The 16,897-nt window shown below is 37.4% G+C and carries 20 protein-coding genes; 13 read left to right on the plus strand and 7 right to left on the minus strand.

The features are described 5' to 3' along the window. Positions 1 to 99: 99 nt before the first annotated feature. Positions 100 to 1,308, minus strand: coding sequence for an MFS transporter (locus V7108_RS07815; protein WP_335567800.1), 1,209 nt, complete (start codon positions 1,306 to 1,308; stop codon positions 100 to 102). A 338-nt stretch (positions 1,309 to 1,646) separates the two neighbouring features. Between V7108_RS07815 and V7108_RS07820 the strand changes: the two genes are divergently transcribed. The 10 genes from V7108_RS07820 (at position 1,647) to V7108_RS07865 (ending at position 8,613) form a co-directional block, all read left to right on the plus strand. Next, on the plus strand, positions 1,647 to 3,599 hold the full coding sequence (locus V7108_RS07820) for a CoA-disulfide reductase (RefSeq protein ID WP_335567801.1): 1,953 nt from the start codon (positions 1,647 to 1,649) through the stop codon (positions 3,597 to 3,599). 175 nt (positions 3,600 to 3,774) lie between these two features. Next, positions 3,775 to 4,146 (plus strand): hypothetical protein, encoded by a 372-nt coding sequence (locus V7108_RS07825; RefSeq protein ID WP_335567802.1) that lies wholly within the window; start codon positions 3,775 to 3,777, stop codon positions 4,144 to 4,146. 13 nt (positions 4,147 to 4,159) lie between these two features. Further along, a complete protein-coding gene (locus V7108_RS07830) occupies positions 4,160 to 4,423 on the plus strand; it encodes a metal-sensitive transcriptional regulator (RefSeq protein ID WP_335510582.1) in 264 nt (87 codons plus the stop codon). A 120-nt stretch (positions 4,424 to 4,543) separates the two neighbouring features. Next, on the plus strand, positions 4,544 to 5,023 hold the full coding sequence (locus V7108_RS07835) for a DsrE/DsrF/DrsH-like family protein (RefSeq protein ID WP_335567803.1): 480 nt from the start codon (positions 4,544 to 4,546) through the stop codon (positions 5,021 to 5,023). 42 nt (positions 5,024 to 5,065) lie between these two features. Next, complete coding sequence (locus V7108_RS07840; RefSeq protein WP_335510585.1) at positions 5,066 to 5,425, plus strand: rhodanese-like domain-containing protein; 360 nt, start codon at positions 5,066 to 5,068, stop codon at positions 5,423 to 5,425. Between the two features lie 21 nt (positions 5,426 to 5,446). Further along, on the plus strand, positions 5,447 to 5,743 hold the full coding sequence (locus V7108_RS07845; RefSeq protein WP_335510587.1) for a rhodanese-like domain-containing protein: 297 nt from the start codon (positions 5,447 to 5,449) through the stop codon (positions 5,741 to 5,743). A 53-nt stretch (positions 5,744 to 5,796) separates the two neighbouring features. Then, on the plus strand, positions 5,797 to 6,372 hold the full coding sequence (locus V7108_RS07850; protein ID WP_335567804.1) for a sulfurtransferase TusA family protein: 576 nt from the start codon (positions 5,797 to 5,799) through the stop codon (positions 6,370 to 6,372). 40 nt (positions 6,373 to 6,412) lie between these two features. Next, positions 6,413 to 7,540 carry an MBL fold metallo-hydrolase gene (locus tag V7108_RS07855; protein WP_335567805.1) on the plus strand — a complete coding sequence of 376 codons (1,128 nt, stop codon included), beginning with the start codon at positions 6,413 to 6,415 and terminating at the stop codon, positions 7,538 to 7,540. A gap of 18 nt (positions 7,541 to 7,558) precedes the next feature. Beyond that, positions 7,559 to 7,786 carry a sulfurtransferase TusA family protein gene (locus V7108_RS07860; protein WP_335510593.1) on the plus strand — a complete coding sequence of 76 codons (228 nt, stop codon included), beginning with the start codon at positions 7,559 to 7,561 and terminating at the stop codon, positions 7,784 to 7,786. Positions 7,787 to 7,836: 50 nt separating this feature from the next. Continuing rightward, a complete protein-coding gene (locus V7108_RS07865; RefSeq protein ID WP_335510595.1) occupies positions 7,837 to 8,613 on the plus strand; it encodes a sulfite exporter TauE/SafE family protein in 777 nt (258 codons plus the stop codon). 145 nt (positions 8,614 to 8,758) lie between these two features. Here the strand turns inward: V7108_RS07865 and V7108_RS26875 are convergent, their stop codons facing one another. The 6 genes from V7108_RS26875 to hppD form a co-directional block, all read right to left on the minus strand. Next, entirely contained in the window at positions 8,759 to 8,995 is a 237-nt protein-coding gene (locus tag V7108_RS26875; RefSeq protein WP_420489017.1) for a DUF1450 domain-containing protein, read from the minus strand. Between the two features lie 27 nt (positions 8,996 to 9,022). Continuing rightward, positions 9,023 to 9,988, minus strand: coding sequence for a cupin (locus tag V7108_RS07870; protein WP_335567806.1), 966 nt, complete (start codon positions 9,986 to 9,988; stop codon positions 9,023 to 9,025). A gap of 25 nt (positions 9,989 to 10,013) precedes the next feature. Further along, a complete protein-coding gene (locus V7108_RS07875; RefSeq protein ID WP_335510598.1) occupies positions 10,014 to 11,171 on the minus strand; it encodes a homogentisate 1,2-dioxygenase in 1,158 nt (385 codons plus the stop codon). Between the two features lie 31 nt (positions 11,172 to 11,202). Beyond that, entirely contained in the window at positions 11,203 to 12,501 is a 1,299-nt protein-coding gene (gene fahA, locus V7108_RS07880) for a fumarylacetoacetase (RefSeq protein WP_335567807.1), read from the minus strand. Continuing rightward, complete coding sequence (locus V7108_RS07885) at positions 12,498 to 13,439, minus strand: hypothetical protein (protein ID WP_335510602.1); 942 nt, start codon at positions 13,437 to 13,439, stop codon at positions 12,498 to 12,500. The genes fahA and V7108_RS07885 overlap by 4 nt, the downstream gene beginning before the upstream one ends. A gap of 64 nt (positions 13,440 to 13,503) precedes the next feature. Further along, a complete protein-coding gene (gene hppD / locus V7108_RS07890) occupies positions 13,504 to 14,625 on the minus strand; it encodes a 4-hydroxyphenylpyruvate dioxygenase (RefSeq protein ID WP_335510604.1) in 1,122 nt (373 codons plus the stop codon). Between the two features lie 240 nt (positions 14,626 to 14,865). Between hppD and V7108_RS07895 the strand changes: the two genes are divergently transcribed. From V7108_RS07895 to V7108_RS07905, 3 genes are all read left to right on the plus strand, one after another. After that, positions 14,866 to 15,114, plus strand: coding sequence for a DUF1450 domain-containing protein (locus tag V7108_RS07895; protein WP_335510605.1), 249 nt, complete (start codon positions 14,866 to 14,868; stop codon positions 15,112 to 15,114). A gap of 153 nt (positions 15,115 to 15,267) precedes the next feature. Further along, the gene (locus V7108_RS07900) at positions 15,268 to 15,909 is read left to right on the plus strand and encodes a hypothetical protein (RefSeq protein WP_335567808.1); all 642 of its coding nucleotides are present in this window, start codon (positions 15,268 to 15,270) and stop codon (positions 15,907 to 15,909) included. A gap of 271 nt (positions 15,910 to 16,180) precedes the next feature. Next, a complete protein-coding gene (locus V7108_RS07905; RefSeq protein WP_335567809.1) occupies positions 16,181 to 16,885 on the plus strand; it encodes a GntR family transcriptional regulator in 705 nt (234 codons plus the stop codon). Positions 16,886 to 16,897: the final 12 nt, after the last annotated feature.

Consider the following 16,897-nt stretch of genomic DNA (forward strand, 5'->3'; position numbering starts at 1 on the left):
ACGGCAATGTGTTATTTTTATTTTCCCTAAATTTCTTTAATTATTACCTAATCTTAGAGGCGGCATTGCTGCACGAGAAGTATCCCAAGTGATTTCGTTTCACTTGGGACCTTTTATTAACAATAAAATAAACGAAAGTGCACAAATGATGGCAAATCCAATCAGGAGCCAAAATGCTGCATCAAATGAGCCTTTTGCGGCTTCAACAAGGAATCCAATCGCAATAGGGGTTACAAAGCCTGCAAGCTGCCCGCCGAAACTGACAAACCCCATTGCTGTACCAACAATTTGTGAAGGCACTGTCTTTAGCACGTTTGTTGGAAGGAAGATAATAATAAATGCACCAAAAATCATAATAATAGTCTGATAAATCATAAATTCGGTGACACTGTTTGCAATAAACATCAGATAGAGCAAAATGCCAACACAACCTGCACTAATAATTCCATAAAGATATTCCTTTCCTTTTGGCAGTTTATCTAAAAGATAACCTGATCCAAATGTTCCGATGATGGCCGCTAATCCTGGTATGGCCGCAATCCAGCCTAATTGAAGTAATTCTAATCCACGAACGCTAACAAGATAGGTTGGCAGCCACGATAAAAGTCCCCAGTTAATCGCATTTACACTAAAAGAAGCGATAAACAAGCACCAAATATAAGGGTATTTTAATAATTGAACTAGGGAAGTTGACTGGTTCGTTGTTGTTTCTTCTCGAAGATTCTCTTCCTCTGGCTGAGGATCCTTTATGTAATACCAAAAAATCGCTGCTAAAACTACGCCAATGATACCGATAATATAGAACATTGCCCTCCAGCCAATGGTTGCCATCAAAGTCGTTGCTATTATGGGTGAAAGAATCCCTAAAAATGCTCCAGATGAAAGCACAATGGACATAGCTCTGCCTCTTTCCGAATACGGAAAAGTTTGGGCAATCAGCTTTGAGCCTGCTGGCATGTAACCTCCTTCGCCAATACCAAAAAAGAAGCGAATAATTAATATGGAAGTTAACGACCAAGCAACTCCCGTTAGTACGGTAAAGATGGACCACATAATGATGGCTGTTAATAGAACCTTTCTTGAACCAAAACGATCGGCCAACCAGCCGCCAGGAATTTGCATTAAGGCATACCCAGCAAAAAAACTGCTAAGCAGAAATCCTGTTGCAGCAGCATTAAGATGTAAGTCCTTCGCAATTGAAATGACTGCGTAATTCATGACAAATCGATCTAAATTTCCGAGTGACCATCCAGCAAATAATAATGCTAATATGAAGTGTTTTCCTTCCAATGCTTTAAATTTCGCCAATAGCTTCTCCCCAGTCATTGATTTTCTAGGTAAAAAGTACGGTATCAAATATATTTTTTAAATTATGGATATAGCACTCTTTAAAAAAATAAAGATTCATTAACGAGTAGGCATAATGATCGGAGTATTTTGTTCTATACCTACCTAAAAATTCGATTAACCGCTAGTACTACATCCTTTATTAAATTATGACGAATATGTGAAAGTCTTTAAAAGGACTTTACAAATTTTTTTCAAATCGTATAATACCCATATAGGTATAAACCCTATGGGGTATTATGGTTGTTTCCTAAATACAATTAGATGATATAGACATGAATCAATTAGGAGGGACTAATATGGCACAGAAAGTAATCATTGTAGGCGGGGTTGCCGGTGGAGCTACTGCAGCGGCTAGATTAAGAAGAATTAGTGAAGATGTAGAGATTGTTCTTGTGGAACGTGGGGAACATATATCATTTGCAAACTGTGGATTACCCTATTACATTGGTGAGACTATTAAGGACAGAAGTAAATTATTAGTACAAACAGTTAAAGGAATGTCGGAACGTTTTAATCTAGATATTCGAAACTTAAGTGAAGTAACGAACATAGATCCAGAAAACAAAAGTGTTACCATAAAGAATCTACAAACTGGAGAAGTGTATGAAGAAACGTATGACAAGTTATTATTATCTCCGGGTGCGAGGCCAATTGTACCACCTATCCCAGGGTTAAATGAAAATAAAACATTATTTACGCTAAGAAATATCCCAGATACAGATAAAATTAAAAACTATGTAGATCACAATCATCCCAAAAAGGCTGTTGTTATTGGGGGAGGATTTATTGGAATTGAGATGGCCGAGAACCTTGTCGACAGAGGAATTGAAGTTACACTTATTGAAATGGCAAATCAAATTATGGCACCGATTGATTTTGAAATGGCTAGTATTTTACACACCCACTTACTTGAAAAGGGTGTGAAACTAATCTTAGAAAATGGTATTCATTCTTTCGCTAATCAAGGAAAACAAGTGCTTCTATCAGATGGAACAGAAATTCTAACAGATATGACAATTCTTTCAATTGGGGTAAGACCTGAAAACGAATTAGCCAAAACAGCAGGATTGGACTTAGGAGAGCGCGGAGGAATAATCGTAAACGAATTCCTCCAGACATCTAATGACGATATTTATGCCGTTGGGGATGCTATAGAAGTGGTAGATTACATTAGTGGAACAAAGGCGATAATTCCACTTGCTGGACCAGCCAATCGACAAGGGCGGATCGCTGCCAATAACATGATGGGGAAGAACGAGAAGTATCGGGGGACATTAGGTACTTCGATTGCAAAGGTATTTGACTTAACTGTTGCTGCTACCGGAAACAATGAGAAAATACTAAAGCGTTTAGGAATAAACTATGAAGTGGTACACATTCACCCAAGTTCTCATGCTGGATACTACCCTGGCGCAGCACCCATTTCCCTAAAATTAATTTTTAATAAGAATAATGGAAAAATATATGGTGCACAGGCAGTTGGTGCGGATGGTGTTGATAAGCGTATTGATGTGATTGCAACAGCGATTAAAGGTGGATTAACGGTAGAAGATTTAACGAATTTAGAATTAGCCTATGCACCTCCATATTCTTCTGCAAAAGATCCTGTAAATATGGCAGGTTACGCAGCAACAAATATTATGGAAGGTGAATTAGAACATATCCAATGGCATGAAGTGAATCAAATTGTTTCTGAAGAAGGTGGACTACTTATCGATGTTCGGGAACCAATGGAAAGAGAATTTGGCTTTATAGAAGGTTCTATTAATATCTCCCTTAACGACCTTAGAACTGCATTAGATGAAATTCCAAAGGATAAAACTGTCTATGTAAGCTGTCAGGTAGGATTAAGAGGCTACTTAGCGAGCCGCATTCTAAAAAATCATGGCTATCAGGTTAAGAATGTCGACGGCGGTTGGAAAACGTACTCCTCTGTATATGGCAACAATATAAATAAAAATGTTGAGAAGCAGACAAATGACCTTGGGGAAACGGAGGCAGTTGAACAAATATCAAATGAATTAAAAGCCGATTCTGTGGTGGATGTTAGTGGATTAACATGCCCAATGCCAATAATTAAATTGAAAAAAGGTATCGATTCATTGGAAAGCGGACAAGTAATCGAGCTTCTTGTGACTGACCTGGGTGCCTTAAATGATCTGCCAGCATGGTCTAAAAATGCTGGTCATACTCTTTTAAAAATGGAACAAGAAAAAAAGCTTATAAAATTTTGGATTAAAAAGAAATAATAGATATCTAAAAAAAGCAGGACTTGTATTTTCGAGTTGCGCTTTCTATTTTTTCTTTTTCGCTAGTAGAAGGTGTCTTTAATAATGCGAAATGAATATTTATGGTTGACATTATACCCATAGGGGTATAATATTGATTTTGTCATTGATATTTGTTTCATTCCAGGAGGCTTACATGATATATTTAATTCTAGTGTTGCTTGTAGTAACAATTTCTATATATAAAAGATATTTTCCTGTTTTGGGTATAAAATGTACTCCGTTAACAGAACTTGAATTATCTAGAATGGAAATTCTTGATGTCAGAGATTTTATTGATTCTTACAAGAATCCGATAGAAGGAGCAATAAATATTCCTTTAGCCTATTTTAAAAGAAATATCAATGAGATACCACATAAAGATTTACATTTAGTTGTATCCACCTTACTTGAAAAAAATGTTGGTATACGTACTTTGAAAAAAAAGGGTTATCGAGTTGTTGGATACACCCTTGTTAGGAATAATGAATATAAAAAAAGACATTTGGAAATACACGCTAATTGTTAGGAGGTAAAAAATAATGGAATATAATGATCAAGTCAAAAATCGAGTGAAACGGATTGAAGGTCAGTTAAGAGGTATATTACGATTAATGGATGAAGATAAGGATTGTAAAGACGTCATTACTCAGTTGTCTGCTGCTCGTACCGCTATTGATCGAACAATTGGAGTCATTGTGAGTTCCAATTTAGTTGAATGTGTCCGAAAGGCCGAGGAAACAAATGAAAGAAGCGCCGAAGAGTTAATTAAAGATGCTGTAAACTTATTAGTAAGAAGCAGATAAAAAAGGGTAGACACCCTCTTTTATTTTTGTTGCGATAATACCCATAGGGGTAATGGTAATTAAATTATTTTTTTAATCGAATTAATACCCTGCGGGGTAAAATTTCAGGAGGTCATAAACATGACAGAAAAGAAAAAAACTACAATCGTCCTATTAAGCGGTGATTACGATAAAGCTATGGCAGCTTATATTATTGCAAATGGTGCAGCAGCTTATGATCATGAAGTAACAATTTTTCACACTTTTTGGGGATTAAATGCTTTGCGAAAAAATGAAAGCATTTCGGTGGAAAAAGGGTTTTTGGAAAAAATGTTTGCCAGAATGATGCCTAGAGGCGCGGATAACATGGGATTATCAAAAATGAACTTTGCTGGATTTGGTCCAAAGTTAATCAAGAAAGTAATGAAAAAACACAATGCGCTTCCACTTCCTGAACTCATTGAGATGGCACAAGAACAGGATGTAAAATTAATTGCATGTACCATGACGATGGATTTACTGGGTCTTCAAAAAGAAGAACTGTTAGACAATATTGAATATGCAGGGGTGGCAGCCTATTTAGCTGAAGCGGAAGATGGTAATGTAAATCTGTTTATTTAATTTAAATAGGGATTTCGGCCTACAAATTAGGAGGTTTTAGGAATGGAATTTATAAATTATCTCTTTATTGGACTTATACTCTTTTTGATTGTGAAACGTTTCATTCCAATAAAAGGCATAAGAACGATTTCAACAACAGAATTAAAAAATGAATTAAATGATAAAAATAAACAATATATTGATGTTCGAACAGCTGGTGAATTTAAGGGAAATCATATAAAAGGGTTTAAAAATATTCCCCTCCATCAACTTGCTCAAAAAGCAACTGAGCTTTCAAAAGATAAAGAAGTAGTAGTCATTTGCCAAAGCGGAATGAGAAGCCAAAAAGCTAGTAAGCAGTTAAAAAAACTTGGTTTTACAAACGTTACGAATGTTAAAGGCGGTATGAGTGCTTGGTTTTAAAATAAAAAGGAGGACTTAATCATGAGAGAAATAACAGCTAAAGAAGTGGAAAATAAATTAAATGAAGGATTAACCTTAAACATTATTGATGTGCGCGAAGTAGATGAAGTTGCGTCTGGAAAGATTCCTGGTGCTATGAATATCCGTTTAGGATTATTAGAATTCCGTATGCATGAATTAGATAAAGCAAAAGAATATATTATCGTTTGCCGATCTGGTGGAAGAAGTGCTCGTGCATCACAATTTCTAGAGTATCACGGATATAATATCATTAACATGACAGGCGGCATGATGTCTTGGGAAGGAAAAGTTGAATAAAATTTTTTATCGAAAATAATACCCTGTTAGGTATATAAAATGGAGGTTTTTAGATGGAAAACATAAAAGCAAATGTCATTTTAGACGCAAAAGGATTAGCATGTCCAATGCCAATTGTTAAAACAAAGAAGGCAATGAATGGTTTAGAAGCTGGACAAGTTTTGGAAGTCCAAGCAACAGATAAAGGGTCAAAAGCTGATTTAAAGGCATGGGCACAAAGCACAGGTCATCAATATTTAGGTACATTAGAGGAAGGCGAGGTATTAATGCACTACCTAAGAAAATCCTCTAATGATGAAACCATCGAAAGGAAACATTCAAATGTTATCGATAATGATGAACTAGAAAGAAGACTCGAAACAAATGATAAAATGGTTGTTCTTGACGTTAGAGAAAATGCCGAATATGCGTTTTATCATATCCCAAATGCTATTTCTATCCCGTTAGGTGAATTAGAAAAACGTTATGAAGAGTTAAGCAAAGAAGCTGAGATTTATGTTGTCTGTCGAACAGGCAGCCGCAGCGACCTTGCTGCACAAAAGTTAACAGAAAAGGGATTTACCAAAGTGATTAACGTAGTTCCAGGAATGAGTCAATGGTCTGGGAAAACTACTAATATGGTAAAATAAATTTTTTTAAATGAAAATATACCGTGGGGGGTAAATGGTGATGGCGATAAATGTTATGACTTCAAAAGAAGTAGCGAAAAAAGTCTTTAATAAAGAAGAGTTATTTATTCTCGATGTTCGCAATGAAGGTGACTATTTGGACTGGAAGATTGAAGGTGAAAACTTCGAACATTTCAATATTCCATATTTTGAATTACTAGATGGTATCGAAGGGATTATGGATAAGATTCCTTCAGATAAAGAGGTTTTAGTGGTTTGTGCAAAAGAAGGTTCATCCATTATGGTGGCGGAAATGCTCTCAGAAGCTGGACTTACAGTTTCTTACTTAAAAGGTGGAATGAAAGCATGGAGCGAACACTTAGGACCTGTTAAGGTTGGAGATCTAAAAGGTGGCGGCGAAATTTATCAGTTTGTCCGTATTGGTAAAGGATGTTTGTCTTACATGGTTGTATCGGACGGTGAAGCTGCGATTATTGATGCCACCCGTATGACCGATATTTATCTTGAATTTGCAGAAGGTATTGGGGCAAAAATCACACAGGTTTTTGACACACATCTACATGCAGATCACATTTCTGGTGGAAGAAATATTGCAGGAAAAACGGGTGCAACGTATTGGCTGCCTCCAAAGGACGCAACAGAAGTAACGTTTGCATATCAGCCATTAGAAGACGGAAATAATGTTGAAATTGGAAATGTAAAAATCAATATTCATGCCTTGTATTCACCAGGTCATACGATTGGATCTACTTCATTTATTGTTGATGAGAAATTCTTACTTTCAGGTGATATCTTGTTCATTGACTCCATCGGCAGACCTGATCTAGCAGGCTTGGCACAGGATTGGGTAGGAGATCTAAGAGATAGTTTATATATACGCTACAGAGAATTATCAGAGGATTTAACCGTTCTTCCTGCTCACTTTATGATTATTGATGAACTGAATGAAGATGGTAGTGTATCAGAAAAATTAGGAAACTTATTTGCCAAAAATCATGGCTTAAATATTAATGATGAAAATGAGTTCAGAAAAATGGTAACAGAAAACCTACCGCCACAACCAAATGCTTATCAAGAGATACGGGAAACGAATATGGGAAAAATCAAACCTGATTTAGAAAAACAACGTGAAATGGAAATTGGACCAAACCGTTGTGCGGTCCGTTAAAAATAGGAGGTTATATCAATGGAAGTAAATAAAATTTTAGACGCAAAAGGGCTGGCATGTCCAATGCCAATTGTGAAAACCAAAAAGGCGATCAATGAATTGGAAAGTGGCCAAGTTTTAGAAATCCATGCAACAGATAAAGGAGCAAAAAACGACCTTACTGCATGGGCAAAATCAGGCGGGCATGAATTAGTGAAACACGAAGAGGAAAATGATGTTTTTAAGTTTTGGATTAAAAAAGGTTAAGAATAAGGGAACCAGATTGGTTCCCTTTTCTTAATAGGGGAGGCAGTAAAATGGATATGGCTTTTATTATTATCATTTTCTTAATAGGTTTTATTGGTTCATATATATCCGGGATGTTAGGAATCGGCGGGTCCATTATTAAGTATCCCATGCTTTTATATATTCCACCATTATTTGGTTTAGCAGCATTTAGTGCCCACGAAGTATCCGGTATAAGTGCCGTTCAGGTATTCTTTGCGACGATTGGTGGTGTTTGGGCATATCGTAAAGGTGGCTATTTAAATAAAACGCTTATTGGTTATATGGGAGCAAGTATCTTATTTGGTAGTTTTATCGGGGGATATGGTTCAAGGATAATGACAGAAGGTGGTATTAACGTAGTTTATGGTATTTTGGCAGTAATTGCGGCTGTCATGATGTTTATTCCGAAAAAGGGAATCGATGATATTCCACTTGATCAAGTGAAGTTTAATAAATTGCTTGCAGCATCACTAGCATTCATTGTTGGGATTGGTTCGGGAATAGTTGGAGCGGCAGGAGCATTTTTGTTAGTTCCGATTATGCTAGTTGTATTAAAAATACCAACACGTATGACGATTGCGTCTTCATTGGCGATAACGTTTCTATCTTCAATCGGGGCCACTGTAGGGAAAATTACCACGGGGCAAGTAGAATTCATACCCTCTGTCATTATGATTATTGCCAGTCTAATCGCCTCACCATTAGGTGCAATGGCTGGGAAAAAGATAAACACCAAGATTTTACAAGTTGTACTAGCTTTATTAATTTTAGCTACAGCTATAAAAATTTGGATGAATATACTATAACCTTAAAAACATAAAATGAGTCTGCCTGTCTACACTATTAACTTCGTGAGACAGGCTTTTTTTTATGCCCCTGCCAAGGACCTTTATTTTACCATAAATGATAGGAAGCGTGTAATCTTACATAGTCTTTGTACTAAATCCCTACCTAAAAATTAGATTTAACAGCTTGAAGTATTTTATTAATCAAGGTCCCAGCATCATCAGCCTCGATGGTTGTTAATTGAATCCGGCAGAACGGTCTTACTCTACATTCTAAACACCTGCTAAAGCAGTCTACAATATGAACATCTACGTCATTTTGATGATGCTGGAGAAGAAGGTAAATGACTTTCTCAGCATCGGTCACTTTTATATTTCGCACGCAAAACTTAGCCACTCTCACTCTGTTTTACCTATTAGAATAAATATGCTATTCCTGATCGTAATGGGTAAATTGGATATCTAAAGTACGAAGGTAGGTTTGCAGACCCGCATCTTGAATTGGAATAATGAAGGCAGGTTCCCCTGATTCATTGTGATGAGAGTGCCACAGCCCTGGAGGGGTAACGAATGCTTTTCCTGTTACCCACTCAATCCGAATCGGATCAATGATTTGTTTTGTAAAAGGGTCTACCTTATCCCCAACTAATGTATAGGTCCCAGGTGCAGCATATGCAACAAAGTCGAGAGCAACTGATTTATGACTATGCGGTGCTTGACTTGCGCCAACCGGGACAATTCCATACATAGCCCATAAAACTTGAGTAATCGTTAAAGTTTGATCAAAATTTTGATTGTTTAACAAAATGGAGATGCGGTTTTTTAAATGTGCATCGGGTGCATTTGCTACTTCATCTAATTTTGCTTCCGTCTGTTCCGCTGTATAAAGTGTCGGCTTAAATCGGGCTTCAGTCGCTTTTGCTCCTAAGTAGGTAAGGAGCGGTGTGTCCAAAATGTAGTAAATGGTTGAATCCTCTGCCGCTGTATGAAGGCTGACGGATCCTGCTGGAAGGGTTAAAAAGTCACCTTTTTTCCAACTGATTGTTTGACCATTTACTTCGGTGGAGCCTGCCCCGGAAATAATATAGTATAATTCACTGGTTGCGTTTGGTTGGGTATCAATCGAATCTCCTGCATTAATTCGGATAAAGTGGGCAAGGAGGGATGGGCTCGTTGCCGGATAGTTGGTCCGTAGTTCATTTGATAAATCCAATGAAATTATCCGAGTTTGTCCTGAGTTATATAATTCAGGCGAAAATTCTTTAGGAGAGATAGGACTTGTAATTCCACTGCCAATTGGATCAGCTGCAGCAGTGTACTCGTAAAAAAGGGCATCCTCGGTCCAGTTTTCGCTTACAGTTCCAATATAAAATTCCCCTGGTTGTACATTTGACATATGTAAACCTCCTGTTATATAAATATTATTTTGGCAGCCAGCTGCTCATATAATTCTCAACTTCTAGATGGTGAGCATCCTTAACAATATAAAGTGGACGGAAAGTGTCAACCATGACTGCAAGTTCACGTGTCTCTTTTTTTCCGATACTTTCTTCAATTTTACCAGGGTGGGGTCCATGTGGAAGTCCGCTCGGATGAAGGGTGATGGAGCCTTGCTCAACCCCGCGCCGGCTCATAAAATCACCATCCACATAATAGAGTACTTCGTCACTGTCGACATTGCTGTGTACATAAGGGGCAGGAATGGCCTCTGGATGGTAGTCATATAAACGCGGCACAAATGAACAAATAACAAAATTATAGCCTTCAAAAGTCTGATGGACTGGTGGCGGCTGATGAACACGGCCAGTTATTGGCTCAAAATCATGAATACTAAATGCATAAGGATATAAATATCCATCCCATCCCACTGCATCAAGCGGATGAAAATCGAACGTATAGGAAGTAATCATACCTTGTGCCCGGACTCGAATTTCAAATTCACCTTTTTCATTTTTTGGCTCTAATTTTTCTGGTGTCCGGATATCGCGCTCGCAAAAAGGAGAATGCTCAAGAAGTTGGCCAAATTCATTCCTATAACGTTTAGGAGTAACGATGGATGAATTTGATTCGACAATTAAAAAGCGCGCTTCCTCTGATTCCAAAACAACACGGTAAGTAGTACCTATAGGAATCACCAGGTAATCTCCTGGCCCGAAACTTAACTCCCCAAAAATACTTTCAATTTTTCCAGTTCCTTCATGAACAAATAACATTTCATCCCCTTCGCCGTTACGATAAAAATATTCCATTTGGCGATTCGGGCGTGCCACGCCAACTGCTAGATCATTGTTTGCCATGAAAATTTTGCGTGCGGATAGAAAGTCCCCGCCAGCTTCTGTATTCCAAGAACGAAAATGCCGATGTCTCAAAGGTCCCTTTTCTTCGAATTCATAACGAACATCACAAATTTTTTCAGCTTTTTTCACTTGGGTCGGCTGATTAATATGATAGATAAGAGATTGGATGCTGGAGAAGCCTTTCGTGCCCATTAATTGCTCATAATAGAGACTTCCGTCTTCTTGACGAAATTGAGTATGCCGTTTATGAGGGATGCGACCCATTTTAACATAATATGTCATAGTCTAAACTCCTTTAGTTTTAATATTTTATTTAGATTTTTAATGTAGCTTGATTGATTAATACATTGGTCTCTGAATGTGCGGGCAGGATTTGACCTGTTACTTCACCAAACCCAATTCGATATCCATCTCCTTGGCACCAGCCGCTAATCGTCAAGGTATCACCGTCTTCTATCCAGCTGCGCTCACCACCGCCATTTAACTGGACTGGTTCAGAACCACGCCAGGAAAGTTCGAGCAAGCTGCCGCGTTCTTCTCGAGTAGGACCGCTTATTGTTCCGGATGCATGCATGTCTCCTGGACGGATGTTGCAACCTGTTATCGTATGATGTGCAACCTGTTGAGCAATGGACCAGTACATATAGCTGAAGTTGGTTTTTGTAATCCTGGTCTCTGTTCCAGTGTTTTCAGGTGTTAAATAAACTTCTAGATTAATATTAAAAGACCCAGCTTTTCCTTGCTGCAGGTAAGGAAGTGGCACTGGATCCTGCTTAGGGCCGGCCGTACGAAAAGGTTCAAGCGCCTCTAATGGTACAACCCAAGGCGAGATGGAAGTGGCAAAGTTTTTCGCTAGGAAAGGACCCAGCGGCTGATACTCCCATGCTTGAATGTCCCGTGCGCTCCAATCATTCACAAGTACGAGGCCAAAAACATGATCCTCCGCCTCATGAACGGGGATAGGTTCACCAAGTGTATTTCCAGGGCCGATAAACCATCCAATTTCAAGTTCAAAATCAAGCTGTGTACATGGGCCGAATACTGGATATTCTGAATCCCTCGGTTTTCTTTGACCTAAAGGGCGCCGAACCGGGGTACCGCTTGGGACAATTGAACTTGCTCGTCCATGATAGCCAATTGGCAAGTGTGTCCAATTTGGCATGAGTGCGTTATCCTTACCCCTAAACATCGTTCCTACATTGGTTGCATGTTCCTTTGAAGCATAGAAATCAGTATAATCACCAATTTCTGCCGGAAGCAGCATGGTTACATCTTTTAATAGGTAAAAGGCATGGGCACGAAGTATTTCATGATCACGTAAATCAGGAGTGTTTTCATCCAAAAGATGTTGAAGTTTCTTTCTTACGGCTGACCAGACTGAACGGCCAAGTGCCATAAATGAATTTAGGGAAGGAGAAGTGAAAATATTTTTTCCTTCCACACCTGTACCGTCTAATAAGCCGGCTTCTTCAATTACGGTTAAATCAAGAACATAGTCTCCAATGGCAGTACCAACACGAGGATTTGCACTATTTACCTGGAATATACCATACGGTAAATTTTGAATCGGGAAATGTGATTCTGGTTTTGTTTCAATAAAAGATTTTTTCATCTGACTAACTCCTTCTGAAATAATGCAAGCTCTCCAAGTTCTTCTCGTGGCTCATCAAAACTGCAGCTTCCGTATGATAGAGCAAATAAATTACGTGCCGTATTGATCTCTTTAGAAGTGACAGTTAGATTCCGCCAACAAAGTTCATTTGTTGTAAAGGTAAAATGGTCCGGGTTTTCATCAAGTAATATCGCTTCAATCGTTTCTTCTCTAATGGAGAGGGAATAGGTCATAATCGAAGCCGTAAAAACGTTAACGAATCCATGCATGTAGGCCTCTACTTCTTGACGGTATTGGCGAATCGGGTGGTGAAGACCGGCTGTAAACTTTAGTGAAAGTCCTAGTTTTTTACATTCATGGATAACGTACGCTGCAGTTCTCGCAGATGGAAACAAATTTGCTGTAATTCCACCCATTCGAAGTTTAATCCCAATAGGTCGTGAGGATCCTAGATTCATCATCTTAATTTTTTCAAATGAGGATTGCAGTTGTTCCTTTGTACCTGCTATTTCAGAATAAATTCGATATCCCGAAATCAATTGATCAAGCTTTTCGAAAATTCCAGAATTCAGTTGATAGGTTGGAGGAACTTCAATACCCTCTATCATTCCTGCTGTTTGATAGGTTTCTGAAAAATGCTGAATTGCTACCAAATCTGTTTTTAACTCATGAGATTTTGATAGAATAATGGATAGTCTTAGTGGCAGCTGTTCATGAAATAAATCCCTAAAAGGTTCTAGTTCCCCCAATCGTGATGCCGGAATCACAAACGGCCCAAGCATCCAGCTATCCTCTTCCTGAAAATAAGAATGATAGTTTAAAATTGCTTCTTTAAGAGGAAGTGCTGCAGGTGGGAACAAGCCTGCATAATCAATCAGGTCCGTCATGAAATGACTGACTGCGTCCTCTTTCCAATTTTTCTTTACTGTTGTTAACAATTAACCAGCACCTCCTATGAAAGTAGGTCATGCCAGCTATGAAACTGGCATGACACCGAATCCATTAAATATTTCCTCGAAGTTCCTGCTCGCGTTCAATTGACTCAAAAAGCGCTTTAAAGTTTCCATCACCAAAACCAAGTGCACCTTTTCGTTGAATAATTTCGATAAATAGTGTTGGCCGGTCAACAAGTGGTTTTGTAAAGATTTGGAGCAGATATCCTTCATCATCTCGATCAACGAGAATATTAAGTTCCTGCAGTTTTTTTACATCCTCATCAATTTCACCTACACGGCTGGCGAGGTCTTGATAATAGGTGTCAGGTGTAAACAATAATTCAACTCCGTTTTCTCTAAGTGCGGCAACCGTGCCAATGATATCATTGGTTAATAGAGCAAGATGCTGAACTCCTGGTCCATTATAGTAATCTAGGTATTCTTGAATCTGTGATTTTCGTTTTCCTTCCGCAGGCTCGTTAATTGGGAATTTAATCCGGCCAGTTCCATTCATCATTACTTTAGACATGAGCGCAGAATATTCAGTGGAAATATCTTCATCATCAAAATGCTTAAGAACGTTAAACCCGAATACTTTTTCATAATAATTTACCCATTCTTCCATTACCTCTACATTGCCGACAAGGTGGTCGACACCAATTAGGCCTGTTGGTTTTGTACCATAAATGTCCTCACGCGCTTCAAAACCTGGCATAAAGACACCTTTATAATCGATCGGTTCAACCAATGTATGAATGGTGTCCCCATATGTACCAAGAATCGCTTTTTTTACTTTGCCATTTTCATCTTCTTCTACCCAAGGTTCCCGAATTGCAATGCCACCACGTTCAATTGCACCCGCATATGTTTTTTCTAAGTCCTTCACAAGAAGGGCGATATCTTTAACACCTTCACCGTGAGTTTTTATGAATGTTGCAATGTCAGTTTGATCTGATAGACTACCAGTTAAAATTAAACGAATGGCCCCTTGCTCCAATACATATGAAACACGATCACGGCAGCCAGTTTCCAATCCTCGATAAGCTACAAGCTTGAAACCGAATGCCTTTGCGTAATAATAAGCAGATTGTTTTGCGTTTCCTGTATAAATTTCTACGTAATGAATATTTTTTACTGGGAATACTTCTTCCTTTTTTACCTTAGTTGCTGCTAACATTTTTTCGACCATTTTTACCACTCCCACAATTGTTTTAGACTAACAAACAGAATTTTCAAAAATCACTGCCTGTTAATGTCAAACATCATAATACATAAAAAAAACGGGTGCAAACCTAGGATTTAACGCGTTTTTTCTTTTGAGCAATAACATTTTAATGCGTTAAAGCTAACTTGCGTTTAGGCATGCTCTTGCGAGTTTTTTAAATATTCCCATAAAATATGGGCAATAAAATAAAGGGAGTGCTATCAAGTGAACATTAAAGTAAAGTTTTGTCCTTGTAATTTTGAAGATGAATTGGAAACTACTAAAGAAAAATTAAGAGTACGAGAGGATTTAGAGGTTATTGAAGAAAGATGCTTGTTGTACTGTGGTCAATGTCTAATGGAACCCTTCGCGATTGTAAACGGAAAAAATGTTGTTACAGACCATCCAGATAAACTTTATGAAAAAATTGATCAATGTGTTACTGAATTGAAGCTGGGAGTGGTATATCAATAAATAGTATTTAACTTATCAACAACCTTATGAATATATGCAAAATTCACTTAATCCTTCAGAAGGAGAAAATAAAAATATTTATGGTAAAATAAAAGTAAAGCCCTGCGAAGAAAAATTGTAGGGCATTCTTTGTTTTTGAAGGAGTTTTTTCTGATGACTGCATTGATTGGGAAAAAATTTAAAGATAGTGTTTTAATTATGGCGGATAAAAGAATTACCTATAGAGAAACAACAAGATTTAATGATGATGAAAAGAAAATTATTGCGTTAAATCATAATGTGATATTTGCTTATGCAGGTGTCAAAAATATCATTGATCTGCCCCTAGAGGAACTTAAAACGTTTTCAAATAAATCAAATTCTTTTGAAGAAATTAAAACATACGCACAAGGATTATTTGCTGCTTCTTTACAATTATTCAAAAAATTGAATCCAGATCAAGATTATGCAACTGTTTATATTTTGGCTGGTTTTTCAGCAGATGGTTTACCACGTGTTACTTATTTTTCTTCAGATAACGACTTCCAGAAAGGTAATTTGCTAGAATTTTTTTATAAGACTTTTCCCACTAGCGAAATGGAGCATTTAAGGGAGTTTTTAATAAATGAAGTGGATGTTAACAAGAATAGTTTAAAATACTACATTCGAAAATTTTCCGCAGCCATTCGTCAGATTAACAGTGGAAAAGTTAGCAAAAATGCCTATTCTATCTTTTTATCCAAAAAAGGTTTACAGGAAATTGACATAAATCAGCACGGAAAATTTACTATTGTTCCATTTAACCCTAATTATTAATACTTCTAAAGGATACTTTTTTGCTTTAATACAGTAGTGTAAAGCCTCGTTGAAGTAACAATGCTTTGAAGTGCAGGATTGCAGTATCTCAAAAGTGATTATAAAATTTAGAAAAATCAGAAATGGTTTTAATTTTTTGTTGCTTTAACACTATTATCACAGTAGAATTAGGAGGAATGATAGGCAAAAATAAATGTGGGTGATGTATGCTTTTTCTGCGTGATTATTCTGTATGCATTATCTGAAAATTGCGACTACAGGTGGGGTAAAGGTGAAATCAAAAAACAATCAGTCTAAAACTCTACAAAATCAAGTTTATGAATATTTACATGAAAAAATTGTAAACGGAATCATACCTCCTGGACAACGAATCGTGGAAGAAAAAGTTTCTCAGGAAACAGGGGTCAGCAGAAGTCCGATTCGTGAGGCAATTCGCCGGTTAAATAGTGATGGATTAGTTTCAGTCAGTCCAAGGGGAGGAGTAAGAGTTTATCGACCAACGTTTTCTGATTTCAAATATCTTTATGAATGCCGGTTAGGTCTAGAACCAACTGCTGCTTATTATGCCGCTATACGTATGAATGAGGAGCAACGTAATCATTTGAAAAATTTAGTAGAAGAAATGAACTTGGTTATTGAAAAGCGGGATCTTGAAAAATTAAAAAATCTTAGTACTCAATTTCACTTCTTTATTGTTGAATCAAGTGAAAACCCTTACTTAATGAAAATGATGAAACAGTTAAATTCGTTAATGTCTTTCTACCGGAATGAGGTATTGAATATTCCTATGAGGGTAGAGGATGGTGCAAAAGAACATCAGGCAGTATGGCAGGCTATTCAAATCAGAGATGGAAAAGCAGCTGAAGAGTTAATGAGGACACATATTCAACATGACTACCAATTTTATAGTGATATGTATTCAGAATTTAACAGTAAAAAATTGAAAAACTTTAGTTATTCAGTTAATCATTTATGAATGGAGTGAATT

This window comes from Neobacillus vireti, from assembly GCF_036962345.1.
Taxonomy (GTDB): Bacteria; Bacillota; Bacilli; order Bacillales; family Cytobacillaceae; genus Neobacillus; species Neobacillus vireti_A.

Coding starts and splice junctions, on each gene's coding strand:
- V7108_RS07820 (WP_335567801.1), top strand. CDS start 1,647: ATGGCACAGAAAGTAATCATTGTAGGCGGGGTTGCCGGTGGAGCTACT.
- V7108_RS07825 (WP_335567802.1), top strand. CDS start 3,775: ATGATATATTTAATTCTAGTGTTGCTTGTAGTAACAATTTCTATATAT.
- V7108_RS07830 (WP_335510582.1), top strand. CDS start 4,160: ATGGAATATAATGATCAAGTCAAAAATCGAGTGAAACGGATTGAAGGT.
- V7108_RS07835 (WP_335567803.1), top strand. CDS start 4,544: ATGACAGAAAAGAAAAAAACTACAATCGTCCTATTAAGCGGTGATTAC.
- V7108_RS07840 (WP_335510585.1), top strand. CDS start 5,066: ATGGAATTTATAAATTATCTCTTTATTGGACTTATACTCTTTTTGATT.
- V7108_RS07845 (WP_335510587.1), top strand. CDS start 5,447: ATGAGAGAAATAACAGCTAAAGAAGTGGAAAATAAATTAAATGAAGGA.
- V7108_RS07850 (WP_335567804.1), top strand. CDS start 5,797: ATGGAAAACATAAAAGCAAATGTCATTTTAGACGCAAAAGGATTAGCA.
- V7108_RS07855 (WP_335567805.1), top strand. CDS start 6,413: ATGGCGATAAATGTTATGACTTCAAAAGAAGTAGCGAAAAAAGTCTTT.
- V7108_RS07860 (WP_335510593.1), top strand. CDS start 7,559: ATGGAAGTAAATAAAATTTTAGACGCAAAAGGGCTGGCATGTCCAATG.
- V7108_RS07865 (WP_335510595.1), top strand. CDS start 7,837: ATGGATATGGCTTTTATTATTATCATTTTCTTAATAGGTTTTATTGGT.
- V7108_RS07870 (WP_335567806.1), bottom strand. CDS start 9,988: ATGTCAAATGTACAACCAGGGGAATTTTATATTGGAACTGTAAGCGAA.
- V7108_RS07875 (WP_335510598.1), bottom strand. CDS start 11,171: ATGACATATTATGTTAAAATGGGTCGCATCCCTCATAAACGGCATACT.
- fahA (WP_335567807.1), bottom strand. CDS start 12,501: ATGAAAAAATCTTTTATTGAAACAAAACCAGAATCACATTTCCCGATT.
- hppD (WP_335510604.1), bottom strand. CDS start 14,625: ATGGTCGAAAAAATGTTAGCAGCAACTAAGGTAAAAAAGGAAGAAGTA.
- V7108_RS07900 (WP_335567808.1), top strand. CDS start 15,268: ATGACTGCATTGATTGGGAAAAAATTTAAAGATAGTGTTTTAATTATG.